The following is a 24,965-nucleotide window of genomic DNA, read 5'->3' as shown; positions in this document are numbered from 1 at the left end:
CCGGCCGGCCCGCCCCGCCGGAGGAGACGCCCCGCGGGGGACAGGCGGCCCCCTCGGCCGACAGTGGGCCCGCGGAGCCCGCCGCCGAGCGGACGACCAGCCTCCGCAAGGAGTTGCCCGAGGAAGTGCCGGGCAGCGCGTCCGGAGCCGCCGAGGAGGCCGACGCGGCGCCGCCGGCACCGCCGGGCCTGACCGGGCGGCAGCGGCTGGTGAAGGGACTGTGGCCGCCGCGGCTGACCCGGGCCCAGCTGATCGTCGCCCTGCTGCTGTTCGGCCTCGGCTTCGGCCTGGCCGTCCAGGTCGCCTCCAACAGCGACGGCGACAGCGCACTGCGCGGCGCGCGCCAGGAGGACCTCGTGCGCATCCTCGATGAACTCGACGACCGCACACAGCGTCTTGAGGACGAGAAGGCAGGGCTGGAGGAGCAGCGCGACGAGTTGGAGAACAGCTCCGACCAGGCCGAGGAGGCCCGTCGGCAGACGGCCGAGAAGGAACGGCAACTCGGCATCCTGGCGGGCACCGTGGCCGCCCAGGGCCCCGGCATCACGATGACCGTCGAGGACACGAAGGGGGCGGTCGAGGCGGACATGCTGCTCGACGCCGTTCAGGAGCTGCGCGCCGCGGGCGCGGAGGCGATCCAGGTGAACGGCGTCCGGGTGGTGGCCAAGACCTATCTGACGGAATCCGGCAACGGTGTCGCGGTGGACGGGAACAAGATCACCGCACCCTATCGTTTCAAGGTCATCGGCAAGCCGCAGGACCTCGAGCCGGCGCTCAACATTCCTGGAGGCGTGGTGCAGACTCTCGAGAAGGAACAGGCCACCGTGACCGTGGAGCGGTCGACCAAGATCGTCGTGGATGCCTTGCGGGCGGCGAAGCGGCCTGACTACGCTCGGTCGTCCTCCCGGTGAAGCGGGGGTGCATGTGGCCCGTCCGGCGAGGGCATGAGGTTGCGGGGGGTCGGCGCACCGATTGGGCGGTGCGTGGTGGAAACTGTCTGGTGGATACGGACGTTGTGAGGATGTCCGGGTCGGCCAGTGTGTTCAGTCAGGGTTCGTCCTGCCCCACGGGCGGGTCTGTTTCGGTCAAGGGGAATCGCCCGTGAAGTTGTTTGCGAAGTTGTTCGGCAAGAGCGCGCGAGAGGACAACGCCAACGCGACCTCTCGCCATCGCGCGCAGCCTGACGAGGAGGGCCGCCGTCCGCTGTTCCGGGACCAGGTGGGTGCTCCGGGCGAGGACGTCGGGGGAGGTCAGGGCGCGCCGTCGGTTGACCCTGCGCAGCAGGGCGGCATAGGTTTCGGACAACCGTCAACCTCAGGTACGGGTGGAGAGTTTTCCGGCCCGTACGCGTCCGAAGCCCCCGGTGGGCAGCCGCGGCAGGAGGATCCGTCCATGTCGGCCCTGGTGTGTACGAGGTGCGGTAACCGCAACGCGGAGAACAGCCGCTTCTGCTCCAACTGCGGCGCGCCGCTGCGGCCCGGGGTCACCCCCGAGCGCCCGTCCGAGACGACGTCCACGATCTCGATCTCGGGTCTGGAGGCGTACGACGCGGAGGCGACCGGGCAGACGCAGATGCCGATGCTGTCGCCCGAGGCGCAGGCGGCGGTCGACGCGCTGCCGGTGGGCTCGGCGCTGCTGGTCGTGCGCCGCGGTCCGAACTCCGGCAGCCGCTTCCTGCTCGACGGCGACCTGACGACGGCCGGGCGGCATCCGCAGAGCGACATCTTCCTCGACGACGTGACGGTCTCCCGGCGGCACGTGGAGTTCCGCCGCGGCCAGGACGGTTCGTTCACGGTGGCCGACGTCGGCAGCCTCAACGGCACGTACGTCAACCGCGAGCGGATCGACCAGGTCGCACTGTCCAACGGGGACGAAGTGCAGATCGGCAAGTACCGGCTGGTCTTCTACGCGAGCCAGCGGGGCTACTGAGTCCCCGGGCCGCGGCCCGGGGACCGAGGGAAGGTCCATGCCTCACTCACCGAGCGGCGGTGCCGGACACGGCGCCGCCGCCGCGGACACCGGACTGATGAGCATCGGCGCGGTGCTGAACGTGCTGCGCGAGGAGTTCCCCGAGGTCACCATCTCCAAGATCCGCTTCCTGGAGGCGGAGGGGCTGATCGAGCCGCAGCGCACCCCGTCGGGGTACCGCAAGTTCAGCGCCGGTGACGTCGAGCGGCTGGGTCATGTGCTGCGCATGCAGCGGGACCACTATCTTCCGCTGAAGGTGATCCGGGAGCACCTGGAGGCGGTGGAGCGCGGCGAGGCCGCCCCGCTGCCGGTCCTGGGCCGGCAGCGGGACGGGCAGAGCGCCGAGCCGACGCCGGCGGACGCGCCGACGGCCGCCCGGATCGGCCGGGCGCAGCTGCTGGCGGCGGCCGGGGTCGACGAGCGGCAGTTCGCGGAGTGGGAGTCGTACGGGCTCCTCAGCCCCGTGGAGGAGGGTGTCTACGACGCGGAGGCGGTCACCGTCGCGGGGCTGATCTGCGAGCTGGGCCGGTTCGGGATCGAGCCGCGCCATCTGAGGGCGATGAAGGCGGCCGCCGACCGGGAGGCCGGGCTGGTGGACCAGGTCGTCGCCCCGCTCCGGCGCCACCGCAATCCGCAGACCAGGGCGCATGCGGAGGCCCGCACGAAGGAACTGGCGGGGCTCACGGTGAAGCTGCACGCCGCGCTGGTCCACCTGGCGCTCGGGGTGCGGGTCCCCTAGGCTGCGCCGCTCGCGGGGCCGGATCGCTCACCCGTTCCCGGCCCGACTACCCAAACATCCCGGGCACGGCCTAGGGTTGCTGTGTGAACGAGCTCGATGTCGTAGGTGTCCGGGTCGAAATGCCCTCCAACCAACCGATCGTGCTGCTGCGTGAAGTGGGAGGGGACCGTTACCTCCCCATCTGGATCGGACCGGGGGAGGCGACGGCCATCGCCTTTGCCCAGCAGGGCATGGCTCCCGCGCGGCCGCTGACCCACGACCTGTTCAAGGACGTGCTGGAGGCCGTCGGACAGGAGCTCACGGAAGTGCGCATCACCGATCTGCGGGAAGGCGTCTTCTACGCCGAGCTGGTCTTCGCCAGCGGTGTGGAGGTCAGCGCCCGGCCGTCCGACGCGATAGCGCTGGCCCTGCGCACGGGGACGCCGATCTACGGCAGTGACACGGTGCTCGACGACGCCGGTATCGCGATCCCGGACGAGCAGGAGGACGAGGTGGAGAAGTTCCGCGAGTTCCTCGACCAGATCTCGCCGGAGGACTTCGGCACCAGCAGTCAGTGAGGCCCCCGCCGGGTGGCCGGTGCCGCTCGGGAGCGTCACACGCCTCGGGCGGAGCGCATTCGGCTAGCCTTTCCCCGCGACGGGGCACGGGAAACCACTCTTAGGGTGATTATCACTCGGCGTGCCGAGTGTGGCGATCGTTGACGCACCCTTGGTGACTGCCTACCGTCGAGGAGGCAGGTCAAGGACGGAGGTCGGCGTGAGAAGCAGCGGCGACGGTACGGCTGGGGGTGCCCCCGAACTGGGGGCGAGCGGCCCGTACCCTCCCATGAGCTCTCGGCTCCGCTCGGGCGGGGTGTACCCCCCTCACGGCAGTGCGGCCGATCACGCTCGACATCTGACGGCCGCCGCGACGGGCAGCGGAGGGGCGACGTCCATGGCGTCCGACCAGATCGGCTACCGGGGTCCCACCGCCTGCGCGGCGGCGGGGATCACCTATCGCCAGCTGGACTACTGGGCCCGCACGGGACTGGTGGAACCGAGTGTGCGGCCCGCCCACGGGTCGGGCAGCCAGCGGCTGTACAGCTTCCGCGACGTCGTCGTGCTGAAGATCGTCAAGCGCTTCCTCGACACCGGTGTGTCCCTGCAGAACATCCGCACCGCCGTCCAGCACCTGCGCGAGCGCGGCTTCAGCGACCTGGAACGCATGACGCTGATGAGCGACGGAGCCACGGTCTACGAGTGCACCTCGCCCGACGAGGTCCACGCGCTGCTCCAGGGCGGCCAGGGCATCTTCGGCATCGCCGTCGGCGTGGTCTGGCGGGACGTCGAGGGCGCGCTGTCCCAGCTGCACGGCGAGCGCGTCGACACCGGCGAGACGCTGATCGGGCACAACCCCACGGACGAGCTGGCCCGCCGGCGCAACCGGGCCGTCTGAGACCGGCACCGGCACAGCCACTGGCGCCGCGGGCCGACGCCCCGCCCCCGTCCGGTCACACGCCGGGGCGGGGCCGGGCAGGGCGCTGTCAGTGGCGTAGGGCAGCATCGAAGACGTGAGATCCGCGCCCACCATCCTGCATCTCGACATGGATGCCTTCTACGCCTCGGTGGAGCAGGCGTCCAAGCCGAGTCTGCGCGGGAAGGCCGTCGTGGTGGGCGGGCTCGGGCCGCGCGGGGTGGTCGCCACCGCCTCCTACGAGGCCCGGGTGTTCGGTGTGCACTCCGCGATGCCCATGGCCCAGGCCCGCCGGCTCGCACCGCACGCCGCCTGTCTCGTGCCGCGCTTCGCCTTCTACCGGTCGCTCAGCGAGCAGGTGATGGGCCTGCTCAAAGCGCTGTCCCCGCTCGTGGAGCCGCTGAGCCTGGACGAGGCGTTCGTGGACCTGGAGGCCGCCGGGGCCGCGTGGGACGAGCCGTCGGCGCGCCGCGTCGGGGCCCGGCTGCGCGCGGACATCCGTGAGGTCACGGGGCTCACCGGATCGGTGGGGCTGGCGGCCTCCAAGATGCTCGCCAAGATCGCCTCCGAGCGGGCCAAGCCGGACGGCCTGGTGGTCATCGAGCCGGGCACCGAGCGGGCCCTGCTGGGCCCCCTGTCGGTGCGCACCCTGCCCGGCGTGGGCCCGGCCACGGGTGACCACCTGCGGCGCGCCGGTATCCACACGGTCCAGGAGCTCGCCGAGGCGGGCGAGGACGAGCTCGTCCGGCTGCTGGGCAAGGCCCACGGGCACGCCCTGTACGCCATGGCGCTGGCGCACGACGACCGGCCCGTGGTGGCCGAGCGCGAGGCCAAGTCGGTGTCGGTGGAGGACACCTACGACGTGGACATCCACGACCGGGTCCGGGTCGGGACGGAAGTGCGGCGGCTCGCCGACCGGTGCGTGCGCCGGCTGCGCGGCGCGGGCCTGTCGGGCCGCACCATCGTGCTGAAGGTGCGGCGCTACGACTTCTCCACCCTCACCCGCTCCGAGACCCTCCGCGGGCCCACGGACGACCCGGCGGTGGTGCGGGAGGCGGCAGCCCGGCTGCTGGACTCCGTCGACACCACCGGCGGCGTGCGGCTGCTCGGCGTCGGCGTCACGGGACTGGCCGATTACACGCAGGAGGACCTGTTCGCCCAGGCCGCCGGGGAGCGGGAGGAGCCGTCGCCGGAGGAGCCCGACGCGACGCCCGTCCCCGAGGACCGGCCCCCGCCGGAGCGGCGGTGGCCCGCCGGACACGACGTGTGGCACACGGAGTTCGGGCACGGGTGGGTGCAGGGGAGCGGCCTGGGCCGGGTCACGGTGCGTTTCGAGACGCCCGGTTCGCCGCCGGGCCGGGTGCGGACCTTCCGCACCGACGACCCCGGTCTCCGGCCGGCGGACCCGCTCCCGCTGGTGCGCGGAGGGGACGCCGGGGACGACGGGGCCCAGCCGGCCGCGGACGGCACCGGCTGAGCGCGTCCCCGTGCCGTCCGGCCGGGACGGGGTCAGGCCGGTTCGTCCTGGCCCGCCAGCTTGCCGAAGTCCCGGTCCGGCAGCGGCGGGGGAGCGGCGACGTCGAGGCCGTAGTGGTGGTAGAGCTGCAGTTCCTGCTCGGGGGACAGGTGCCGGCCGACACCGAAGTCGGGGGCGTCCTTGATCAGGGCGCGCTCGAAGGGGACGTGGAGGGCGCCGTCCACGAGTTCGCTGGGTTCCAGGGGGACGAAGGCGTCGCGGCCGAACAGGCCGGTGCGTATCGCCGCCCACTCGGGGACACCCGTGGCGTCGTCGAGGTAGACCTCGTCGATGGTTCCGATCCGGTGTCCGTCGCGGTCGAACGCCTTGCGGCCGATCAGGTGGCGCGGGTCGATGTCGGTTCGCACGGGCCCTCCACTGGTCGCACTCATCCGTAAGCACTACACAACGGCACAATCGGTCCAGCGGCCACTCGAAGGCCCGTGCGGTGTCCCCGCTGGTACGCTGGCTTTCGGCTGCTGACCCCGTGCGGGAGAGTCCTCCGGGCACCATCGGAGGCGCCGAAGGAGCAAATCCTCCCCGGAATCTCTCAGGCCCACGTACCGCACGGGTGAGGTCACTCTGGAAAGCAGGGCGGGTGTCGACGGCTTCCGCTCTCACCGACGGTGAAAGCCGGGGCGTCTTCGGACGGTCCGGTGAAGCTCTCAGGTCGAGATGACAGAGGGGGAGGCCGTCCGGGTACCCGTGCCGTGGTGCCCCACGAAGGTCGTCAGACCAGGAGGCCTCCGCAATGACCGCCCATCGCACGCCGCTGTCAGAGCTCGAGCAGGGGACACCCTTCGAGCAGCGCCACATCGGACCCGACCACGAGGCGCGCGCCAAGATGCTCGCTCAGGTCGGCTACGGCTCCCTCGACGAGCTCACGTCCGCCGCCGTCCCGGATGTCATCAAGAACGCCGACGCGCTCGACCTGCCGGACGCCCGCAGCGAGGCCGAGGTGCTCGCCGAACTGCGTTCGCTGGCCGGACGCAACCAGGTGCTCGACTCCATGATCGGGCTCGGCTACTACGGGACGTTCACCCCGCCCGTCATCCTGCGCAACGTCCTGGAGAACCCCGCCTGGTACACGGCGTACACGCCCTACCAGCCGGAGATCTCCCAGGGCCGCCTCGAGGCGCTGCTGAACTTCCAGACCACCGTCGCCGAGCTGACCGGGCTGCCGACCGCCGGCGCCTCGCTGCTCGACGAGGGCACCGCCGCGGCCGAGGCGATGGCCCTGTCGCGGCGCATGGGCAAGAACAAGAAGGGCCTGTTCCTGGTCGACGCGGACGCGCTGCCGCAGACCGTCGCCGTGATCCGGACCCGCGCCGAACCGGCCGGTGTCGAGGTCGTCGTCGCCGACCTGAGCGACGGCATCCCCGCCGAGCTCGCCGAGCGCGAGATCAACGGCGTGCTGCTGCAGTACCCGGGCGCCTCCGGTGCCGTCCGCGACCTCAAGCCGGTCATCGACCGGGCACACGAGCTCGGCGCCCTGGTCACGGTGGCCGCCGACCTCCTCGCGCTCACCCTGCTGACGTCGCCCGGAGAGCTCGGCGCGGACATCGCGGTCGGCACCACCCAGCGCTTCGGCGTGCCGATGGGCTTCGGCGGGCCGCACGCCGGCTACATGGCCGTGCAGGAGAAGATGGCCCGCAGCCTGCCCGGACGCCTCGTCGGTGTCTCCGTCGACGTGGACGGCAACCAGGCCTACCGGCTCGCGCTGCAGACCCGTGAGCAGCACATCCGCCGCGAGAAGGCCACCAGCAACATCTGCACCGCGCAGGTGCTGCTCGCCGTCATGGCCGGCATGTACGCCGTCTACCACGGTCCGGAGGGCCTGCGCACCATCGCGCGGCGCACCCACCGGTACGCCGTGATCCTCGCCGAGGGCCTGCGGGCCGGCGGGGTGGAGATCGTGCACGACTCCTACTTCGACACCGTGACCGCGCGGGTCCCCGGCCGGGCCGGCGAGGTCGTCGCCGCCGCCCGCGACAACGGCGTGAACCTGCGGCTCGTCGACGCCGACCACGTGTCGGCCGCCTGCGACGAGACCACCACCCGGGCGCAGCTGACGGCCGTGTGGCGGGCCTTCGGCGTCGACGGCGACGTCGAGGCGCTGGATGCCACCGCGCGGGACACGCTGCCGGACGCGCTGCTGCGCTCCGACGAGTTCCTGACCCACCCGGTCTTCCACCAGCACCGCTCCGAGACGGCCATGCTGCGCTACCTGCGCCGGCTCGCCGACCGCGACTACGCGCTGGACCGCGGCATGATCCCGCTGGGCTCCTGCACCATGAAGCTCAACGCGACCACCGAGATGGAGCCGATCACCTGGCCCGAGTTCGGCGGACTGCACCCCTTCGCGCCGGCCGAGCAGGCCGCCGGATACCTCACGCTCATCCGTGAGCTGGAGGACCGGCTCGCCGAGGTCACCGGCTACGACAAGGTGTCCCTCCAACCCAACGCCGGTTCCCAGGGCGAGCTGGCCGGACTCCTCGCGGTGCGCGGCTACCACCGCGCCAACGGCGACGAGCAGCGCACGGTCTGCCTCATCCCGTCCTCCGCGCACGGCACCAACGCGGCCAGCGCGGTCATGGCCGGCATGAAGGTCGTCGTCGTCAGGACCGCCGACGACGGCGAGGTCGACGTCGAGGACCTGCGCGCCAAGATCGAGCAGTACCGCGACCAGCTCGCCGTGCTGATGATCACCTACCCGTCGACGCACGGCGTCTTTGAGGAGCACGTCGCCGACATCTGCGCCGCGGTGCACGAGGCCGGCGGCCAGGTCTACGTGGACGGCGCCAACCTCAACGCCCTGGTCGGTCTCGCCAAGCCGGGCCACTTCGGCGGCGACGTCTCCCACCTGAACCTGCACAAGACGTTCTGCATCCCGCACGGCGGCGGCGGCCCCGGCGTCGGCCCGGTCGGCGTCCGCGCCCACCTGGCCCCCTACCTGCCGAACCACCCGCTGCAGCCCGAGGCGGGGCCGGAGACCGGGGTCGGCCCGATCTCGGCGGCGCCCTGGGGCTCGGCGGGCATCCTGCCCATCTCCTGGGCGTACGTCCGGCTCATGGGCGGCGAGGGCCTGAAGCGGGCCACGCAGGTGGCGGTGCTCAGCGCCAACTACATCGCCAAGCGCCTGGAGCCGCACTACCCGGTGCTCTACACCGGCCCCGGCGGGCTGGTGGCGCACGAGTGCATCATCGACCTGCGCCCGCTGACCAAGGCGACCGGTGTCAGCGTGGACGACGTGGCCAAGCGGCTGATCGACTACGGCTTCCACGCGCCGACGATGTCCTTCCCGGTGGCCGGGACGCTGATGATCGAACCGACCGAGTCCGAGGACCTGGCCGAACTGGACCGGTTCTGCGAGACGATGATCGCCATCCGTGCGGAGATCGAGAAGGTCGGTTCCGGCGAGTGGCCCGCCGAGGACAACCCGCTGCGCAACGCCCCGCACACCGCCGCCGCGCTCGGCGGGGAATGGGACCACGCGTACAGCCGTGAGGAGGCTCTCTTCCCGGTCGGCGTCAGCGCCGCCGACAAGTACTGGCCGCCGGTGCGGCGCATCGACCAGGCCTTCGGCGACCGGAACCTGGTGTGCTCCTGCCCGCCGCTGGACGCCTACGAGGACTGACGCCCTCCTGCGAGCACCGTCCCGTGGGCCCCACGCGGCCCGCGGGACGGTGTCGTCGGGGCAGGTGAGCGCCCGGCCGGGGCATGCCCGGCCGGGCGCTCACGCGTCTGCGGGCCTCAGGGGTACAGCGCCCGTCAGGCGGTGCCGAGGGTGCCGATGGACGGTTCCAGCAGGTCGAAGGCGCGGGCCGCCTCCGGCGCGACCGTCGCCTCGATCTCCTGGGCGGGCAGCCCGGCGAGGGTGAGCTGCTGGATGCGCCGGAACAGCAGACGGTGGACCGTGCCCAGGAGGCCGGCGGCCGTGCGGATCACGATGTCGTCGGCCGGCAGGTTCTCGGCCGCGGCGAGTGCCTCGGCCAGTGCCTCCTCCCGGCGGTCGTGCAGGCCGCGCACACACGCGGTGAGGGTGGCGCTGTCGGCCACCATCCGGGCGAACTCCGGGCCGGTGAAGCCGCTCACCGGATCGTGGGCGGCGAGCGCCTCGCTGAAGGCGCGGCGCAGCGCGCCCAGGGCGGACTCGCCGGGCCTGCGCGCGGCCACCGAGGAGGCCAGGGCGGCGACGAAGGCGTCCTGGTGGTCGAGCGCCAGGTCCTCCTTGCGGGCGAAGTAGTTGGTGACCGTCTTCTTCGACACCCGCGCGGCGTCGGCGATCTCCGCGATGGTCGTGGTGTCGAAGCCCTGCCGGAGGAAGAGGCGGGTGGCCTGGTCGGAGATGTGCTGACGGGTCTCCTGCTTCTTGACCTCGCGCAGGCCGGCCCCGGACCGTGCCGACGCGCTGTCGTGTTGGCTGCTCATGGGCGAATCTTACCCCCGTAGTAATTTTTTGTTGACACCCTTCCTCGGGTGAGGGTAATTTTACGTCCGACGTAAAAAATGACCCGTCCTACGGGGGACCCCCATGACCGACCCTTCCGTCCTGCACCCGCTGCCCGAGCACGAGCGCGTCGTGTTCCTCAAGCCGCTGATCACCTCACCGTCGATCGAGGTCGGCGAGTACACCTACTACGACGACCCCGACGCGGCGACCGAGTTCGAGTGGCGCAACGTCCTCTACGCCTACGGTCCGGAGAAGCTGGTCATCGGCCGGTTCTGCGCCGTGGCGAGCGGTACCCGCTTCCTGATGGCCGGAGCGGAGCACCCGACGATGGGGGTGTCCACCTACCCGTTCACCATGTTCGGCGGGGAGTGGGCCGACCGGACCCTCGATCTGGTCACCGCCATGCCCAGCCGCGGTGACACGGTCGTCGGCAACGACGTCTGGTTCGGCTACGGGGCCACCGTCATGCCGGGCGTGCGCATCGGCGACGGCGCCATCATCGCCGCCGGGGCCGTCGTCACGGCCGACGTGCCGCCGTACACCGTGGTCGGCGGCAACCCCGCCCGTCCGATCCGGCAGCGTCACAGCGACGCGGACGTGGCGCTCCTGCTGGAAGCCGCCTGGTGGGACTGGCCCGTCGACGTGATCACCCGCCACGTGCGCACGATCATGGCCGGGACTCCCGCCGAGATCAGCGCCATCGCCGCCCGTGAGACCGGCGGCCGCGGCGACACCCCCAGCGCCTCCTGACCACCCCGGCGCACGCCCCCGCCGCCCCCTCACCGCCCGGACTCCCCGCAAGGAGCACGCATTGACCGGCACCCCGACCACCGCCCCCGTCCCGCTCGCCCCGCTGCCGCCGCTGTCCGCCCAGGCCGACCGCCTGATCGGACTCGGCCTGCACACGCACGCGGGCCTGCCGGCCGAAGAGGTCCGCTCCTTCGCCGAACGGCACTCATCGGCGGGCCGGGACACCCTGCTGGCCCTCCACCCCGACCGTGTCCCCGCCTCGGTCCTCGCCCCGTTGCTGCGCCACGCCGGCAAGCCCGGCTTCGTCGTCACGGACATGCAGGACGTCGACCGCTTCACGCCCCAGGGCATCGACCTGCCCGACGCCCCCCTCTACACGGTCACCGGCATCGACCGGGGCGATCACCTGGCCAACTGGAGCCCGGAGGAGGCCCTGCCCGCGCTCACCGGGGAGGGCCGCACCCCGCTGCTGCTCAGCGAGGGCATGCACTGGGTGCTCCAGCAGCCCGAGGCCCTGGAACGCAACCGGTGCTTCATGACCATCGGCTCCCGGCTGCGCAAGCCGAACGGGAAGTTCGACGCCCGCACGCCCGCCCTCTGGATCAGCAACGGCACCGGCCGCGACGGCCGGGACCGGCGTGACGCCCCGAAGGCCGGCTGGTGCTGGTGGGGCAACCGGCACACCTGGCTCGGCTTCGCCTCGACGACGGGCCGCGCGATGTGACGGCCCGCCCCCGCGCCTGCCGTGCGGGGGCTACGCCGGGTAGGCGTGCGTCTGGGCCGCCTTGACGGCCGCCCAGACCGGGGCACCCGGATGGAGGTCGAGTTCGGCGGCCGCCACCGTGGTGAGGTCGGCGGCCAGGGACAGCTCACCGGTCAGTTCGGCGCGGATCTGGTCGCCGTGGGTCTCCAGGCCGGCCACCTCGCAGCGCCACAGATTGCGGGCACTGGTGCCCCCGGGCCGCGCCCCGTACAGCGTGACCGCGCCGGGCGGGAACGCCACGAAGGCGGGCCCGGTCAGGTGCTCGCTGGTGGTGATGGCGGGTCCCCCGGGGATCCGGACGGTGTGGCCGTCGGCCCGGCCGCGGTACAGGTTCAGGCCGACGAGCTGGGCGATGTACTCGGTGCGCGGACGGCGGGCGATGTCCGTGGGCGTGCCCTCCTGGACGGTCCGGCCCTCCTCCACGACGACGAGCCGGTCGGCGAGCACCATCGCGTCCAGCGGATCGTGCGTGACCAGGACGGCGACGGCCTCGAAGGCGGCCAGGTGCCGCCGCAGCTCCGCCCTGACCTCGAGCCGTGTGCGGGCGTCCAGGGCCGCCAGCGGCTCGTCCAGGAGCAGCAGCCGGGGGCGGGTGGCGAGGGCGCGGGCCAGGGCCACGCGCTGGGCCTGGCCGCCGGAGAGCCGGCGGGGCTTGGCGCCCGCGTGACCGGCCAGCCCCATGCGGTCCAGCCACTCGGCGGCCACGGCCCGGGCCTCCGCCTTGCCGGCACCCCGGCAGCGCGGCCCGAAGGCCACGTTGTCGAGGGCGGTCAGGTGCGGGAAGAGCAGGTAGTCCTGGAACACGACGCCGACCGGGCGGTCCTCGGGCGGCGCGTCGTGCAGCTCCCGTCCGTCCAGCCGCAGGTGACCCTCCGAGAGAGGAGCGAGGCCCGCGAGGGCGCGCAACGCGGTGGACTTGCCCGCACCGTTCGGCCCGAGCAGCGCGATCACGTCCCCGGGCGCGGCGCGCAGCGGCACGTCCAGCCGGAAGGAGCCCCGGTCCACGACCAGCCGGGCGTCGAGTCCGTCGGCGGGGGCGACCCCGGCCGGGGAGTGTGCCGCGGCGGGGGCGGCTTCGGCGGCGGGCGTCCCGGAACGCTCCGGCATCTGCTCGGGCGCCATGTCAGACCGCCCTCATCCACCGGTCGCGCAGTGCGGCCAGCACGGCGACGGACACGGCCAGCAGGACCAGGCTCAGTGCGATCGCCGCCGCCGGGTCGCTCTGCAGGGCGAGGTACACGGCGAGCGGCATGGTCTGGGTGCGGCCGGGGAAGTTCCCGGCGAAGGTGATCGTGGCACCGAACTCCCCGAGGGCCCTCGCCCAGGCCAGTACCGCACCGGCCGCGACGCCGGGGAGGATCAGCGGCAGGGTGACCCGGCGGAAGGCCATGAACCGGGAGGCGCCCAGGGTGGCGGCCGCCTCCTCGAACCGCGGGTCGGCGGCCCGCAGCGTGCCCTCCACGCTGATGACGAGGAACGGCATCGCCACGAAGGTCTCGGCGACGACGACGCCTGCGGTGGAGAACGGCAGGGTGATGCCGAACCAGGAGTCCAGCCACTGGCCCACGACCCCGTTGCGGCCGAGCGCGAGCAGCAGGGCGACACCGCCCACCACCGGAGGCAGGACCAGGGGGAGGGTGACCAGAGCCCTGACCAGTCCGCGCCCGGGGAAGTCGGTACGGGCGAGCAGCCAGGCCAGGGGGACGCCGAGCAGCAGACTCAGCGCCGTGGCCGCCGTGGCGCAGACCAGGGACAGGCGCAGCGCCTGCCACACCTCGGGGCTGCCCAGCTGCGCGGGCAGGTCGCTCCAGGGGGCCCGCAGGAGCAGGGCGAGGAGGGGGACCAGCAGGAACGCGAGCCCCAGCACGGCGGGCACGAGCAGCGGGAGCGGGACGCCCCGCCCGGGCGGACGCCGCCGGCTGCCCCGGGTCCGGCCGGGTCCGGACGGCCGGGTGCTCTTCGCGGCGGGCGTCGACTCACGGGGGCCGGTCATGGCTTCAGGAACCCGGCACCGTCCAGCACCCGCCGGCCCTCGGCCGACCTCACCAGCGTGAGGAACGCCTTCGCGGCCGTCGGGTTGGGCGCGTGCTCCAGCAGGGCGATCGGGTAGTCGGTGCCGGCCTCGGCCGCCTCGGGGAACTCCACGCCCTCCACCCTGTCACCCGCCGCCCTCACGTCCGTGCGGTACACGACGGCGGCGTCGGCCTCGTTGAGCTCGACCTTCGTCAGGGCGCTCTTGACGTCCCGCTCGTACGAGGCCGGGGTGAGGCCGACGCCCGCGGCTGTCAGCGCCGTGCGGGCGGCGGCACCGCACGGGACGGTGCGGTCGCACAGGACGACCTTCAGCCCCGGCCGGGCCAGGTCGCTCAGGGAGGTGATGCCGCGCGGGTTGCCCGGCCTGGTGGCGATCTCCAGGCGGTTGCGGGCGAACGCGGCGGGGTCGCCCGCGGTGTCCCCGTGGTCCGTGACGATCTTCATGGTCTTCGCGCTGGCGGCGGCGAAGACGTCCGCGGGGGCGCCGTTGGTGATGCCGGCGGCGAGGCTGTCGCTGCCGCCGAAGTTGAAGGCGACCTCCGTGCCGGGATGCGCCTTCTCGAAACGACGGCCCAGCGTCGTGAAGCTCTCCTTCAGCGAGGCCGCCGCGAAGACGGTGACCGTGCCGGTGGGGGTTCCCGCGTCGGCCCTCGGCCCGGCCGGGCCGGTCGCGCACGCGCCGGTCAGCAGCAGGAGCGCGGCGGTCCCGGCACCGACGGCGGTGCTCCGGACCCGAGGCGTCCGGCCGGCCGGGGCCCGCCGGGGCGGATGCGCGGTACGACGGGACATCCCGGATCTGCTCCCTCGATCGTGTCGGGGAGGGCGGGACGACAGAACCGACACCCTCTCCCGGTCCGCATCATTGTGCCGCAGATGCGAGGGGGACGGCATCTGTCACATCGCATGAGCGAGGCAGACGGCCGATCGGGCTGGTGTGTGCGTTCGTCCGAGCGTGCGGTGCCGTATCAGGTCCGGTCGATGTGGACATTTGTCGACTTCACGCGTGCGGTGGCCTCCATGCCGACCTCCAGCCCCAGGTCCTCGACCGCCTCGCGGGTGAGCAGCGAGACGAGCCGATGCGGCCCGGCCTGGATCTCGACCTGGGCGGCGACGTCGCCGAGCTTGATCGCGGTGACGATGCCGGGGAAGGCGTTGCGGGCCGAGGTGTACGGGGTGTCCTCCTCGGCCGGGGCGGCCCGGGCGAGTTCGACCGAGAAGGCGGCCAGGTCCCGGCCCTCGATGAGCCGGCGTCCGCCCTGGTCGCGATGGGTGGTGATGCGCCCCGCGTCGGCCCAGCGGCGGGCGGTGTCGGGGCTCACGCCGAGCAGTCGTGCTGCCTGGCCGATGGTGTAGGACTGCATGCCGGTCACCCTAGAGCCGCGCGGACGGCGGTAACGGCCGGCCCCGGGTGACCTGTGGGGACGGCCGCACGGGGCCGGTCAGGCCGTGGTCATGACCTGGTCGGCGGTCCGGGGGCGCTGCGGCGCGATGGCGCTGCCGTCGGGCAGCAGTTCCCCGGTGTCCTCGAAGAGCACGACACCGTTGCACAGCAGGCTCCAGCCCTGTTCCGGGTGGTGCGCCGCGAGGCGGGCCGATTCCCGGTCGGCGGAGTCGGCTGAGGGACACGGTGGCTGGTGCTGGCACATGGGTGAGGTCTCTCGCTCTGTGATGTCCTGTGGCATGACTGGTGATGCAGTTGCGCGGCGTGAAGCGTCGTTCATGGCCGCCCCCCGTTGTGATAAGTCGGTCGGAAACCAGTGTTGCCTCAAGGGCGTCGATCCGCAGGGATTTCGCGGCACCGCCCCTCTTGGCTTGAGGACGCGTCACCCGCGCGGACGGTTCAGCCCAACTGCACTGTCACTTCGGGTGGTTCGAGGGGGCCGGATCGGGCTAGTCCGCCCGGGAGGGCCGCTCGGCCGGCGACGGGAGCGGGAGGTGAACGGCGCGTACCCTGCCGCATCCGGAAGCGTCCGGGGCGACGGGGTACGCGCGGAGAAGGTGACGGCTTTCGCGCCGCGGGCGCGAACGGGACGGCCCTGACGTCAGGCCGGGGAGCCGAGCAGCGGGGTCGGCGTCGCCCGGTGGGTCAGCACCGGCAGCAGGTCGGCCGCCCGGTGGGCGCGGTGCGCCGCGATCCCGGGCGGCGCCGGGGCCAGGGGCACGAGCAGGTCGGTCGCCGCCGGATGGCCGGCGGCGGCGTCCGCGCCGCGGTCGCCGTGCAGCCACAGCGTCAGCATGTACAGCTCCGGTACGGACAGCAGCCGCGGCTGGTAGGGCTCCGCCATCGCCTCGGCCTGACGCAGCGCCAGCTCGGTGGAGGCGACGTAGGGACCCTCGAAGAAGCGGGAGAACGTCCAGCCGTCGGGGGTGAGCACGGTGTCCGCCGCGGCGACCGCGTGCTCGCCCGAGCGGATCAGGAAGCGCCAGCCGGCCAGGCGCGTCGCGGACCCGCCCCCGGCGGTGATCCCGTCCAGGACGTGCACGGGCAGGGGCAGCTCGGCCGAGAGGGGGCGTGGGGCGCCGAGGAGGGAGGGAGTGCGGGCTTCCCGGACCGCGGTGGGGGAGGAGAGCGCGGTCAGGACCGAACGCAGTGCGGGCGCGGGAGCCGCAGGGACATGCAGGGGCATGGTGGGTCGCCTCTCATTCGCGGGCACGGTGGCACGAGGGCGGGGGGTGGCGGGGCGGGGCGGACGGCGCTGTCAGCTCGCGAAAGCCGGAGAGTGGGGGACCGGGTCCGAGTCCGTGAGGTGGGGTGAGACTGCCGGACGTCACCTCGACGGCTGGATCACTCGACCGCGGCGCCAGCTCTCCGTCTTGTTCACGGAGTTTATACGAAACGTGTTAGGACTATGTTTCGTCTAGCTGTTTCGGGCCCGCGGAACAAGGGTACTTCCGGTCGATGAAATGCGGGAATCATCCTGGTTCCGCGTGAGGTGCAGGGCGGTGACCTGGGCGAATGAGCGGGGCGCGGTCGGCCCAATTCGATCGGCGTTTTTCACGATTTCTCAATGGGCGCGTGACGCCTGTTGCGCTTCATGCCCCGTGAATGTGCCACTGGTCACAATCCAACAGCGTAGCGGGTGCCGGGCCGTTCCGGGACGTTATCGATCGCATCGGCTGGGCATCCTCCACTGTGCACCGGGACCCCGGCGGCCGGTCCTCGGCCCGCCGCCCATCCGAGGAGGGACGTTCGATGGGGGAAAAGGTCGTGGCGGGTCAGTTCGACCTGTCCGATCGCCAGCTCTACCGCGACAAGCTGCGCAGGTGTCTGACCGGCTTGGAGCGGCTGCTGGCGGAGAAGCGGTTCGACCGCCCCAAGAACCTCATGGGGGTCGAGATCGAATTGAACCTCGCGGGTGCCGACGGCATGCCGAGAATGCTGAATGCGCAAGTTCTCGAACGGATCGCCAGCCGTGACTTCCAAACAGAACTCGCCATGTTCAACCTGGAAGTGAACATCGCGCCCCACCGGGTCGACGGCCGGGTTTTCGACCGGCTCGCGGAAGAACTGCGCACCTCCCTCGCATACGCCGACCGGAAAGCCGCCGAAGTGGACGCCGGCATTGTGATGATCGGCATTCTCCCCACGCTCGACCGCGACGACCTGGTGTCCTCGAACCTGTCCGCCGTCGACCGCTACACCCTGCTCAACGACCAGATCGTGGCCGCCCGCGGGGAGGACTTCACCCTCGACATCGAGGGAGTGGAGCGTCTCACCTGCACCTCGAAGTCCATCGCCCCCGAGGCGGCCTGCACCTCCGTGCAGCTGCACCTGCAGGTCACCCCGGGCCGGTTCGCCGATGTGTGGAACGCGGCCCAGGCCGTGGCCGCCGCGCAGATCGCCGTCGGGGCCAACTCGCCGTTCCTGTTCGGCCGGGAGCTGTGGCGCGAGTCCCGGCCCCCGCTGTTCCAGCAGTCCACCGACACCCGGCCGCCCGAGCTCCAGGCCCAGGGCGTACGCCCGCGCACCTGGTTCGGCGAGCGCTGGGTGACCTCGGCGTACGACCTCTTCGAGGAGAACCTGCGGTACTACCCGGCCCTGCTGCCGATCTGCGACGACGAGGACCCGCTGGAGGTGCTCGACCGGGGCGGGGTGCCCTCGCTGGCCGAGCTGGTGCTGCACAACGGCACCGTCTACCGCTGGAACCGCCCGGTCTACGGCATCGCCGACGGCGTCCCGCACCTGCGGGTGGAGAACCGGGTGCTGCCGGCCGGGCCGACCGTCATCGACGTGGTCGCCAACGCCGCCTTCTACTACGGGGTCGTCCGCGCCCTCGCCGAGGAGAGCCGCCCGGTGTGGACCCGGCTGCCCTTCGAGGCCGCCGCCGCCAACTTCGAGGCGGCCTGCAAGCACGGGATCGACGCCCGCCTCACCTGGCCCCGGCGCGGCCGCTACGGCGGTACGGCCGAGGTCGACGCGGTCGCCCTGGTGCGCGACGAACTGCTGCCGCTGGCCGAGGCGGGGCTGGACGCGTGGGGCATCGAACCGGCCGACCGCGACCTGTACCTGGGGGTGATCGAGGAGCGGTGCCGGCGCCGGACGAACGGCGCGAGCTGGCAGGCCGCCACCTTCCACCGGGCCCTGGACGCCGGACTCGGCCGGGAGGCCGCGCTGGCGGCCACCACGCGCCGCTACCGCCGGCTGATGGTGCAGGGCGACCCGGTGCACAGCTGGCCCGTCGGGCTGCCCGAGCCGGTCCCGGCGAGCTGACCGCGGCCGACAGCACCGGCCTACGGCACCGGCTGACGGAACGGGGCGGGCGGGCCCGCCCCCGGCCGCCGCCCCGCACACCGACCGGCATACTGATCCGGACCGGTCGGTGATGGGGAGGCAGGCGTGCAGGCGGAGGCGGGCCAGGGGAGCGTTTCCCCTCCTCGGCGGGAGGTCCCCCGCAGGACCCTGCGGGACGAGACGCTGCTGGTGCTGGCGCTCTCCCTCGGCGCGAGCGCGGTCTCCGCGCTGATCAGCTTCGTCGGCTCGGTCACCAGGCCCGGTGGCCTCAAGGACCAGGCCGCCACCCTCAACGCCTCGGCCGCGCCCGGCCGCCCCTGGCTGGACCTCGCCTGGCAGCTCTTCGGGATCAGCACGGCACTCGTCCCGGTGGCCCTGGTCGCGCACTTCCTGCTGCGTGAGGGCGCGAGCATGCGCAGCCTGGGCTTCGACCGCACCCGTCCCTGGTCCGACCTCGGGCGCGGGGCCGCCGTCGCCGCCGTCATCGGCAGCACCGGCATCGCCTTCTACCTCGCCGCGCGCGGCCTCGGCTTCAACCTCACCGTGGTGCCCGAGGCGCTGCCGGACGTGTGGTGGAAGTTCCCGGTGCTGATCCTCTCGGCGCTGGAGAACTCCGTGGTCGAGGAGGTCATCGTCCTCGCCTATCTGCTGCGCCGGCTCGACCAGCTGGGCTGGGGGCCGGGCGCGGCGCTGGCGGCGAGTGCGGTGCTGCGCGGGTCCTACCACCTCTACCAGGGCATCGGCGGCTTCATCGGCAACATGGTGATGGGCGTGGTCTTCGTCCTCCTGTACCGCAGGTGGGGCCGGGTCGGGCCGCTGGTGGTCGCCCACACCCTGCTCGACATCGGCGCGTTCGTCGGCTACGCCCTGCTGGCGGGGAAGGTCGGCTGGCTGCCGACCGCCTGAGCGGACGGGCGCGGCCCCCGTCCCGCGCGCCCGCCCGGTGCGTCACGTGCCGGGGAGGCGGAGCAGCTCGCCCTCGATGACCGTCACCGCACGCCCGCTGAGCAGGGTGCGCGCGCCGCGCAGCTCGGTGCGGATCCGGCCGGGACGGCCCGAGGCCTGGAGTCCGGTGAGGACGGTGCGGCCGAGGCGCTCGGACCAGTAGGGCGCGAGCGCGGTGTGGGCGCTGCCGGTGACCGGGTCCTCGTCGACGCCGACGTTCGGGAAGAAGCAGCGCGAGACGAAGTCGTAGCCGCCGGACGGGCCGGCCGCCCGGGCGGTGGCGATGATGCCGCGTCCGGAGGGGGCGGCGAGGGCCCGCAGGTCGGGCCGCAGGGCGTGCACCGTCTCCTCGTCGGCCACCTCGACGAGGAGGTCCCCGACGTCCGGGCCGGTGTCGAAGGCGGTCAGCGCCGCGGTGCCGAGCGCGTCCTCGAGCCCCGGCGGGACCTCGACCGCGGTGAGCGGGGCCGTGGGGAAGTCCAGGGTGAGGGAGCCGTCCCCGTCGGCCTCGGCGCGCAGTACCCCGCTGCGGGTGGCGAAGCGCACCGGGCCCCGGTGCGCGCCGGTGGAGTGCAGCACGTGGGCGGTGGCCAGCGTGGCGTGACCGCACATCGCGACCTCGGTGACCGGGGTGAACCAGCGCAGCGCCCAGTCGGCCCCGCCGCCCGGCGGGAGGGGGTGCGCGAAGGCGGTCTCGGCGTGGTTGACCTCGCGTGCGACGTCCTGCATCCAGGCGTCGTCGGGAAAGGCGTCCAGGAGCAGCACTCCGGCCGGGTTGCCGGCGAAGGGCCGGTCGGTGAAGGCGTCGACGATTCGGATCCGCATGGCTCGACGGTAGGGCCTGTGGCGGGAACGCCCGGCCCGGCGTCGGTCGCGGTGTGCCCGGCCGGTGCGTCCGCCGAGTGTGTCCGCCAGGTGCTTCCGCGCGGTGCGGCGGTCCGGTGTGTCTGTCCGGTGTGTCCGTCCGGTGTGTCCGGGAAAGAGGGTTGTCGATGACGTGTCACCGATATATCGTTGAAGTATCGCGACAGATCAACGATGGAATGGAGAGTGGTTGCCATGCGCACCCACGGACACGAACACCGGCACGGTCACTGCGGCCCGCAGGGCGGCGGGGGCGACTTCGAGCGGCTCCGCGCCGCCTTCGGGCCCTTCGGTCCGGGCGGCCCCGGGGGCGGCGGGCCGGGCTTCGGCCCGGGATTCGGTCACGGCCCCTGGGGTGGACGGGGCCGTGGCGGGCCGAGGGGAAGGGCACGGCGTGGCGATGTGCGCGCCTCGATCCTCGCCCTGCTGAAGGAACGGCCGATGCACGGCTACGAGATGATCCAGGAGATCGCCGAGCGCAGCGGCGGGGCGTGGAAGCCCAGCCCCGGCTCCGTGTACCCCACCCTGCAGCTGCTGGAGGACGAGGGGCTGATCGCCAGTGAGTCGGACGGCGGCAAGAAGCTGTTCGCGCTCACCGACGAGGGCCGGTCGGCCGCCGAGGAGGGGCCCGAGGCGCCCTGGGAGGAGGCCTCGCGCGGGGTCGACTGGGAGGCGCTGGGCGAGATCCGGCAGGCCGGCTTCGGGCTGATGGAGGCCTTCGGGCAGGTCTGGAAGACCGGCAGCAAGGAGCAGCGGGACAAGGCGCTCGCCGTCATCAACGAGGCCCGCAAGAAGCTGTACCTGATCCTGGCCGACGAGGACTGAGCCCTCCCGGGGCGGCGGTTCCCGGCGCGTCACGCGGCGCCCCACGGCAGTGCGCGGGGCGCCGTCGCGCCGTCCGGCGGGGCGGGGTCGCTCAGGTCAGCAGGGCGTCCAGGGAGCGCAGTGACTGCTGGAGTGCGGCCGTGGCCGACTCCGTGAGCCGGGCCGCCGACAGGGAGACGGCGGCGCCGGTGAAGGTGCCGTCGATCCGGACCGTGGTGCCCGAGCCGTCCGGCACGAGGGTGTAGCGGGCGGTGACCCCGACGGGCATGGGGCCGGTGCCCCGGACCGCCGGCACCCGGGCGGGCTCCACCTCCTCCACGGTCCACACGGTCTCCGCCGGGCAGTTCAGCAGCCGCATGTTCTCGCGGAAGGAGGCGCCCACCTCCAGCGGATCGGGGCCGCCCTCGCGGAATCCGGTGTGGGTGGTGTTCCACTCGCCGTGGCCCGGCCGGTCGGTGAGCCGGGCCCACACCTTCTCGGCCGGCGCCCCGATGCGGGCCTCCGCGCTGACTTCGGCGATACGACCGCCTCTTCGAGTCGGGGTGCCGGTCCGGACTGCTGCTCGGGGTGCGGTGGCGGGCCCGTAGCCGTGGCGTGCGCAACCCGCAGGGCTGACGGAGCGTCAGGAATCGGTCCGGCCGACCCGGCGTATCACCGCCGCGTCGAAGACGTCCCAGGCGCGGGGGAAGGGGCCCTCGTCGTGGCAGTGCCACGCCTCCCAGAACAGATCGGCGGGCAGGGCGTCGTCGGGGGCGTACACCCGGTAGACGTACTGCCTGCCGTCCACCGCAGGCAGGGCCACCAGCCAGCACCTGCTCTCCATGTCCGTGGGGGACGAGCGGGCGGGCCCGCGCGGTTGCCTCCGGGGCGTGGGTCAAGGCGGCGCGCGCCCCCGGGGCGGGAACGGCCGGATCTCCTTCCCAGGGAGGAGATCCGAGGGCCGGACTCCGCTTCCCGTGGGACGCCAGGATGCTTCCCGCCGGGGATGTCCGCCGCCCGCCCGGCTGATGGGGTGGTGACGTGCAACCCCGTATCCCCCGGCAGACGGCCCACGACCTCGCGGAGCAGGGCATGCGCCGAGCGGACCACGACGCCGGACTGAGCGCGGACCTGGCGGCGGTGGTCGCCGGTGCCCGCCGCCGTGCCCTCCGGGACGGGGACCGCCAGATCGACACCGCTCACCTGCTGCACTCGCTCCTGGAGTCGGACCCCGAGGTGAGCGCGGTCTTCGGCGAGGGTCCGGGCAGCGCCCGGCTGCTCGGCTATCTCGTCCAGCGCAGCATCGGCTACGGCCTGCGCTGGCAGAGCGCGGTGGAGGACTCCGGCGCCGTCCCGGTCGTCGACGGCTCCGCCGCCGGCCTCTCGCCGCTGGCCGCCGCCTGTATGGAGCGGGCGCGTGAGCGTGCCGCACGGCACGGGGGACCCGCGCGGGGACTGGACCTCCTCGCGGCGATCGTGGACGACCCGCAGGCCCGCGCCGTCGAGGTGCTCGGGCGGGCGGGGATCGACGTGCCCGGGCTGACCGCCCGCATCGGGGCGCGCCCGGCCGGTTCCGGCGGAGCCCGCGCGGGCTCCGCGTGCCCCGCCGACCGGACGTCCGGGGACCGGGGTCACTGAGGCGCCGCGCCGGCCGGCGGCGCTGTCCAGTCGATGAGACAGGTCCCAACAGAGGTGACGCTCCTGTCGTCGCCTGACATCATGTGGCGGTGCAAACGTCTGTCAGCGTGCCCGGGGGCCGCGGAAAGGGTGTCGGACTCGGTCTGGCGCTGCTGTCCGCGGTGGCCTTCGGCGGATCCGGTGTCGCGGCCAAGCCCCTGATCGAGGCGGGCCTCGATCCGCTCCATGTGGTGTGGCTGCGGGTGGCCGGGGCCGCCCTCGTCATGGCCCCCCTGGCCGTTCGCCACCGGGGCCTGCTGCGCCGCCACCCCGCCCTGCTCGCCGGCTTCGGCCTGCTCGCCGTGGCCGGTGTCCAGGCCTGCTACTTCGCCGCCATCTCGCGCATCCCGGTCGGGGTCGCGCTGCTGGTGGAGTACCTGGCGCCCGCGCTCGTCCTCGGCTGGGTGCGGTTCGTGCAGCGGCGGCCGGTCACCCGGGCCGCGGCGGTCGGCGTGGTGCTGGCGGTCGGCGGCCTGGCCTGCGTCGTCGAGGTGTGGGCGGGGCTCGGCTTCGACGCCCTGGGGTTGCTGCTCGCGCTCGGTGCCGCCTGCTGCCAGGTCGGCTACTTCGTCCTCTCCGACCAGGGCAGCGACGCCGGTGACGAGGCCCCCGACCCGCTCGGCGTGATCGCCTTCGGCCTGCTCATCGGCGCCGCCGTGCTCACCGTCATCGCCCGCCCCTGGTCCATGGACTGGTCCGTGCTCGCCGGTACCGCGCACATGGACGGCACCCCCGTCGCCGCGGGCCTGCTGGTGGGCTGGGTCGTGCTGATCGCGACGGTGCTCGCCTACGGCACCGGCGTGCTGGCCGTACGCAGGCTGTCGCCGCAGGTCGCGGGCGTGGTCGCCTGCCTGGAGGCGGTCATCGCCACCGTCCTGGCCTGGTTCCTGCTCGGCGAACACCTCTCGGCGCCGCAGATCATCGGCGGTGCGGTGGTGCTGGCCGGCGCCTTCATCGCCCAGTCCTCGGCCCCCGCCAAGGGGTCCGACCGGCCCGTGGCCCGCGGCGGCCCGGACCGGGAGTTGTCCTCGCCCGGCACGGCCGCCTAAGGTGCTGATCATGCATGCTCGCGCACTCGTTCTCCCGCCTCCGGCCGCCTGAGGCGGGCCCTCCGGTACATCCGCCCGGCCGGTCGCCGGGCGTAACGGTGCTGCCCGCAGACGAAGTCCGCGGATCGAGCCGCCCCGGCCCCGGCCGGGACCGCCGGATCCCTTCCTGAACTTCCGCACCCACGCCGACGAGCGGGGTGCGCGTATCTGCGGAGAGAACACGTGTCGAACGCCGTCTCCGGCCTGCCTGTCGGGCGTGGCCTGCTCTACCTGATCGTCGCCGGTGCCGCCTGGGGCACCGCGGGCGCCGCGGCTTCGCTGGTCTACCGGACCAGCGACATGGGGCCCGTCGCCCTGTCCTTCTGGCGCTGCGCCCTCGGGCTGGTGCTGCTGTACGCGGCCCGGCTGCTGTCGCGGCGCCCGCGCGGCACCACCACCGAGCCGCTGAGCCGCCGGCTGCTGCGCGCCGTGGCCACCGGCATCGGCCTCGCCGTCTTCCAGACCGCCTACTTCGCGGCCGTCTCCGCCACCGGCCTGGCCGTGGCCACCGTCGTCACCCTCGGCGCGGGGCCGGTGCTCATCGCCCTCGGGGCCCGGCTGACCCTCGGGGAGAAGCTCGGGCGGGGCGGCCTGGCCGCCGTCGCCGGGGCGCTCGCCGGCCTGGTGGTGCTCGTCCTCGGCGGCGGGGACGCGACCGTCGACCCCTGGGGCGTGGCACTCGCCCTGCTGTCCGCGGCCGGCTACTCGACGATGACCCTGCTCACCCGCCGGTGGGGCCGGGACGGCGCCACGGACGCCTCCGGCACGACCATGGGGGCGTTCGCCGTCACCAGCCTGGTCCTGCTGCCGCTCGCCGCCGTCGAGGGACTGCTCCCGCACACCGACCGGCCGGGCGCGCTGCTGCTCCTGGTCCTCTACGTCGCGTCCGTGCCGACGGCGCTCGCCTACGGCCTCTACTTCGCCGGTGCGGCCGTGGTCCGCTCGGCCACGGTCTCCGTGATCATGCTGCTGGAGCCGGTGAGCGCCGCCGTCCTGGCCGTGGCCCTGCTCGGTGAACGGCTGACCGCGGCCACCCTGGTCGGCACCCTGCTGATGCTGGGCTCGGTCGCCGGGCTCGCGGCGGGCGAGGCCCGCGCCGCCCGGTCCGGCCGGCCGGAACCGGAGGCCGTACCGGTGTGACGCGGCGGGCCGGGCCGGGCGGGGGAGCGGACCGGCCCCA

At 73.3% G+C, this 24,965-nt stretch carries 25 protein-coding genes, 1 pseudogene and 1 riboswitch; of the genes and pseudogenes, 15 read left to right on the top strand and 11 right to left on the bottom strand.

Annotated features, from left to right (window positions below):
* The first annotated feature begins 125 nt into the window (after positions 1-125).
* From G3I53_RS09320 to G3I53_RS09295, 6 genes and pseudogenes are all read left to right on the top strand, one after another.
* Entirely contained in the window at positions 126-911 is a 786-nt protein-coding gene (locus G3I53_RS09320; RefSeq protein ID WP_343240586.1) for a DUF881 domain-containing protein, read from the top strand.
* Positions 912-972: 61 nt separating this feature from the next.
* Positions 973-1,929, top strand: a complete 957-nt coding sequence (locus tag G3I53_RS09315) for an FHA domain-containing protein (protein ID WP_164337173.1) — start codon at positions 973-975, stop codon at positions 1,927-1,929.
* 37 nt (positions 1,930-1,966) lie between these two features.
* Positions 1,967-2,707, top strand: coding sequence for a MerR family transcriptional regulator (locus G3I53_RS09310; protein WP_164337172.1), 741 nt, complete (start codon positions 1,967-1,969; stop codon positions 2,705-2,707).
* An 83-nt stretch (positions 2,708-2,790) separates the two neighbouring features.
* Positions 2,791-3,264 (top strand): bifunctional nuclease family protein, encoded by a 474-nt coding sequence (locus G3I53_RS09305; protein WP_026253112.1) that lies wholly within the window; start codon positions 2,791-2,793, stop codon positions 3,262-3,264.
* A gap of 199 nt (positions 3,265-3,463) precedes the next feature.
* The gene (locus tag G3I53_RS09300; RefSeq protein WP_343239794.1) at positions 3,464-4,141 is read left to right on the top strand and encodes a MerR family transcriptional regulator; all 678 of its coding nucleotides are present in this window, start codon (positions 3,464-3,466) and stop codon (positions 4,139-4,141) included.
* A 115-nt stretch (positions 4,142-4,256) separates the two neighbouring features.
* Positions 4,257-5,750 (top strand): annotated as a pseudogene (locus tag G3I53_RS09295) (DNA polymerase IV).
* Here G3I53_RS09295 and G3I53_RS09290 read toward each other — a convergent pair.
* Positions 5,669-6,043, bottom strand: coding sequence for a PRC-barrel domain-containing protein (locus G3I53_RS09290; RefSeq protein ID WP_164337166.1), 375 nt, complete (start codon positions 6,041-6,043; stop codon positions 5,669-5,671). The pseudogene G3I53_RS09295 and the gene G3I53_RS09290 overlap by 82 nt on opposite strands.
* Positions 6,044-6,155: 112 nt before the next feature.
* Positions 6,156-6,251, top strand: a riboswitch (glycine riboswitch).
* A 175-nt stretch (positions 6,252-6,426) separates the two neighbouring features.
* On the opposite strand from G3I53_RS09290, the gene gcvP reads away from it, so the two are divergent.
* The gene (gcvP, locus tag G3I53_RS09285) at positions 6,427-9,312 is read left to right on the top strand and encodes an aminomethyl-transferring glycine dehydrogenase (protein ID WP_164337164.1); all 2,886 of its coding nucleotides are present in this window, start codon (positions 6,427-6,429) and stop codon (positions 9,310-9,312) included.
* A 134-nt stretch (positions 9,313-9,446) separates the two neighbouring features.
* On the opposite strand, the gene G3I53_RS09280 is transcribed toward gcvP, so the two are convergent.
* Positions 9,447-10,106, bottom strand: a complete 660-nt coding sequence (locus tag G3I53_RS09280; RefSeq protein WP_164337162.1) for a TetR family transcriptional regulator — start codon at positions 10,104-10,106, stop codon at positions 9,447-9,449.
* Between the two features lie 103 nt (positions 10,107-10,209).
* Between G3I53_RS09280 and G3I53_RS09275 the strand changes: the two genes are divergently transcribed.
* Both G3I53_RS09275 and G3I53_RS09270 read left to right on the top strand, forming a co-directional pair.
* Positions 10,210-10,878: a CatB-related O-acetyltransferase gene (locus G3I53_RS09275; protein ID WP_164337159.1), complete on the top strand. Its 669-nt coding sequence runs from the start codon at positions 10,210-10,212 to the stop codon at positions 10,876-10,878.
* 61 nt (positions 10,879-10,939) lie between these two features.
* Positions 10,940-11,602 (top strand): DUF5701 family protein, encoded by a 663-nt coding sequence (locus G3I53_RS09270; protein WP_164337157.1) that lies wholly within the window; start codon positions 10,940-10,942, stop codon positions 11,600-11,602.
* A gap of 30 nt (positions 11,603-11,632) precedes the next feature.
* Here the strand turns inward: G3I53_RS09270 and G3I53_RS09265 are convergent, their stop codons facing one another.
* The 6 genes from G3I53_RS09265 to G3I53_RS09240 form a co-directional block, all read right to left on the bottom strand.
* Positions 11,633-12,763 (bottom strand): ABC transporter ATP-binding protein, encoded by a 1,131-nt coding sequence (locus G3I53_RS09265; RefSeq protein ID WP_239063700.1) that lies wholly within the window; start codon positions 12,761-12,763, stop codon positions 11,633-11,635.
* Between the two features lies 1 nt (position 12,764).
* The gene (locus G3I53_RS09260) at positions 12,765-13,634 is read right to left on the bottom strand and encodes an ABC transporter permease (protein WP_164338646.1); all 870 of its coding nucleotides are present in this window, start codon (positions 13,632-13,634) and stop codon (positions 12,765-12,767) included.
* Positions 13,631-14,464: a molybdate ABC transporter substrate-binding protein gene (gene modA, locus G3I53_RS09255; RefSeq protein WP_164338645.1), complete on the bottom strand. Its 834-nt coding sequence runs from the start codon at positions 14,462-14,464 to the stop codon at positions 13,631-13,633. The genes G3I53_RS09260 and modA overlap by 4 nt, the downstream gene beginning before the upstream one ends.
* A 176-nt stretch (positions 14,465-14,640) precedes the next feature.
* Positions 14,641-15,036 carry a helix-turn-helix transcriptional regulator gene (locus G3I53_RS09250; RefSeq protein WP_164338644.1) on the bottom strand — a complete coding sequence of 132 codons (396 nt, stop codon included), beginning with the start codon at positions 15,034-15,036 and terminating at the stop codon, positions 14,641-14,643.
* Positions 15,037-15,114: 78 nt separating this feature from the next.
* Positions 15,115-15,321 carry a DUF5999 family protein gene (locus tag G3I53_RS09245; protein ID WP_164338643.1) on the bottom strand — a complete coding sequence of 69 codons (207 nt, stop codon included), beginning with the start codon at positions 15,319-15,321 and terminating at the stop codon, positions 15,115-15,117.
* Positions 15,322-15,717: 396 nt separating this feature from the next.
* Positions 15,718-16,302, bottom strand: coding sequence for a hypothetical protein (locus G3I53_RS09240; RefSeq protein WP_164338642.1), 585 nt, complete (start codon positions 16,300-16,302; stop codon positions 15,718-15,720).
* Positions 16,303-16,868: 566 nt separating this feature from the next.
* Here G3I53_RS09240 and G3I53_RS09235 point away from each other — a divergent pair.
* Both G3I53_RS09235 and G3I53_RS09230 read left to right on the top strand, forming a co-directional pair.
* A complete protein-coding gene (locus tag G3I53_RS09235; RefSeq protein WP_164338641.1) occupies positions 16,869-18,386 on the top strand; it encodes a glutamate-cysteine ligase family protein in 1,518 nt (505 codons plus the stop codon).
* A 126-nt stretch (positions 18,387-18,512) separates the two neighbouring features.
* Positions 18,513-19,313: a type II CAAX endopeptidase family protein gene (locus tag G3I53_RS09230; protein WP_164338640.1), complete on the top strand. Its 801-nt coding sequence runs from the start codon at positions 18,513-18,515 to the stop codon at positions 19,311-19,313.
* A gap of 42 nt (positions 19,314-19,355) precedes the next feature.
* Here the strand turns inward: G3I53_RS09230 and G3I53_RS09225 are convergent, their stop codons facing one another.
* Positions 19,356-20,177 (bottom strand): PhzF family phenazine biosynthesis protein, encoded by an 822-nt coding sequence (locus tag G3I53_RS09225; RefSeq protein ID WP_164338639.1) that lies wholly within the window; start codon positions 20,175-20,177, stop codon positions 19,356-19,358.
* 234 nt (positions 20,178-20,411) lie between these two features.
* On the opposite strand from G3I53_RS09225, the gene G3I53_RS09220 reads away from it, so the two are divergent.
* Positions 20,412-21,041 carry a PadR family transcriptional regulator gene (locus G3I53_RS09220; RefSeq protein ID WP_164338638.1) on the top strand — a complete coding sequence of 210 codons (630 nt, stop codon included), beginning with the start codon at positions 20,412-20,414 and terminating at the stop codon, positions 21,039-21,041.
* 91 nt (positions 21,042-21,132) lie between these two features.
* On the opposite strand, the gene G3I53_RS09215 is transcribed toward G3I53_RS09220, so the two are convergent.
* Together G3I53_RS09215 and G3I53_RS09210 are read right to left on the bottom strand one after the other, a co-directional pair.
* A complete protein-coding gene (locus G3I53_RS09215) occupies positions 21,133-21,561 on the bottom strand; it encodes an SRPBCC family protein (RefSeq protein WP_164338648.1) in 429 nt (142 codons plus the stop codon).
* A gap of 102 nt (positions 21,562-21,663) precedes the next feature.
* Complete coding sequence (locus tag G3I53_RS09210) at positions 21,664-21,864, bottom strand: hypothetical protein (RefSeq protein ID WP_203592682.1); 201 nt, start codon at positions 21,862-21,864, stop codon at positions 21,664-21,666.
* 197 nt (positions 21,865-22,061) lie between these two features.
* On the opposite strand from G3I53_RS09210, the gene G3I53_RS09205 reads away from it, so the two are divergent.
* The 3 genes from G3I53_RS09205 (at position 22,062) to G3I53_RS09195 (ending at position 24,925) form a co-directional block, all read left to right on the top strand.
* Entirely contained in the window at positions 22,062-22,658 is a 597-nt protein-coding gene (locus G3I53_RS09205) for a Clp protease N-terminal domain-containing protein (protein WP_343240585.1), read from the top strand.
* An 83-nt stretch (positions 22,659-22,741) separates the two neighbouring features.
* Positions 22,742-23,746: an EamA family transporter gene (locus G3I53_RS09200; protein ID WP_164338750.1), complete on the top strand. Its 1,005-nt coding sequence runs from the start codon at positions 22,742-22,744 to the stop codon at positions 23,744-23,746.
* Between the two features lie 222 nt (positions 23,747-23,968).
* Positions 23,969-24,925 carry a DMT family transporter gene (locus G3I53_RS09195; protein ID WP_164338749.1) on the top strand — a complete coding sequence of 319 codons (957 nt, stop codon included), beginning with the start codon at positions 23,969-23,971 and terminating at the stop codon, positions 24,923-24,925.
* Positions 24,926-24,965 lie beyond the last annotated feature (40 nt).

Source organism: Streptomyces sp. SID14436 (assembly GCF_010548465.1).
Taxonomy (GTDB): Bacteria; Actinomycetota; Actinomycetes; order Streptomycetales; family Streptomycetaceae; genus Streptomyces.
This window is presented reverse-complemented; position numbering and strand designations above follow the sequence as displayed.

Bases quoted from the DNA above. Each gene is read 5' to 3' on its own strand.
- G3I53_RS09210 (WP_203592682.1), bottom strand. From the start codon at position 21,864: ATGGAGAGCAGGTGCTGGCTGGTGGCCCTGCCTGCGGTGGACGGCAGG.
- G3I53_RS09225 (WP_164338639.1), bottom strand. From the start codon at position 20,177: ATGCGGATCCGAATCGTCGACGCCTTCACCGACCGGCCCTTCGCCGGC.
- G3I53_RS09275 (WP_164337159.1), top strand. From the start codon at position 10,210: ATGACCGACCCTTCCGTCCTGCACCCGCTGCCCGAGCACGAGCGCGTC.
- G3I53_RS09260 (WP_164338646.1), bottom strand. From the start codon at position 13,634: ATGACCGGCCCCCGTGAGTCGACGCCCGCCGCGAAGAGCACCCGGCCG.
- G3I53_RS09245 (WP_164338643.1), bottom strand. From the start codon at position 15,321: ATGTGCCAGCACCAGCCACCGTGTCCCTCAGCCGACTCCGCCGACCGG.
- modA (WP_164338645.1), bottom strand. From the start codon at position 14,464: ATGTCCCGTCGTACCGCGCATCCGCCCCGGCGGGCCCCGGCCGGCCGG.
- G3I53_RS09265 (WP_239063700.1), bottom strand. From the start codon at position 12,763: ATGGCGCCCGAGCAGATGCCGGAGCGTTCCGGGACGCCCGCCGCCGAA.
- G3I53_RS09280 (WP_164337162.1), bottom strand. From the start codon at position 10,106: ATGAGCAGCCAACACGACAGCGCGTCGGCACGGTCCGGGGCCGGCCTG.
- G3I53_RS09310 (WP_164337172.1), top strand. From the start codon at position 1,967: ATGCCTCACTCACCGAGCGGCGGTGCCGGACACGGCGCCGCCGCCGCG.
- G3I53_RS09235 (WP_164338641.1), top strand. From the start codon at position 16,869: ATGGGGGAAAAGGTCGTGGCGGGTCAGTTCGACCTGTCCGATCGCCAG.
- gcvP (WP_164337164.1), top strand. From the start codon at position 6,427: ATGACCGCCCATCGCACGCCGCTGTCAGAGCTCGAGCAGGGGACACCC.
- G3I53_RS09240 (WP_164338642.1), bottom strand. From the start codon at position 16,302: ATGCCCCTGCATGTCCCTGCGGCTCCCGCGCCCGCACTGCGTTCGGTC.
- G3I53_RS09220 (WP_164338638.1), top strand. From the start codon at position 20,412: ATGCGCACCCACGGACACGAACACCGGCACGGTCACTGCGGCCCGCAG.
- G3I53_RS09250 (WP_164338644.1), bottom strand. From the start codon at position 15,036: ATGCAGTCCTACACCATCGGCCAGGCAGCACGACTGCTCGGCGTGAGC.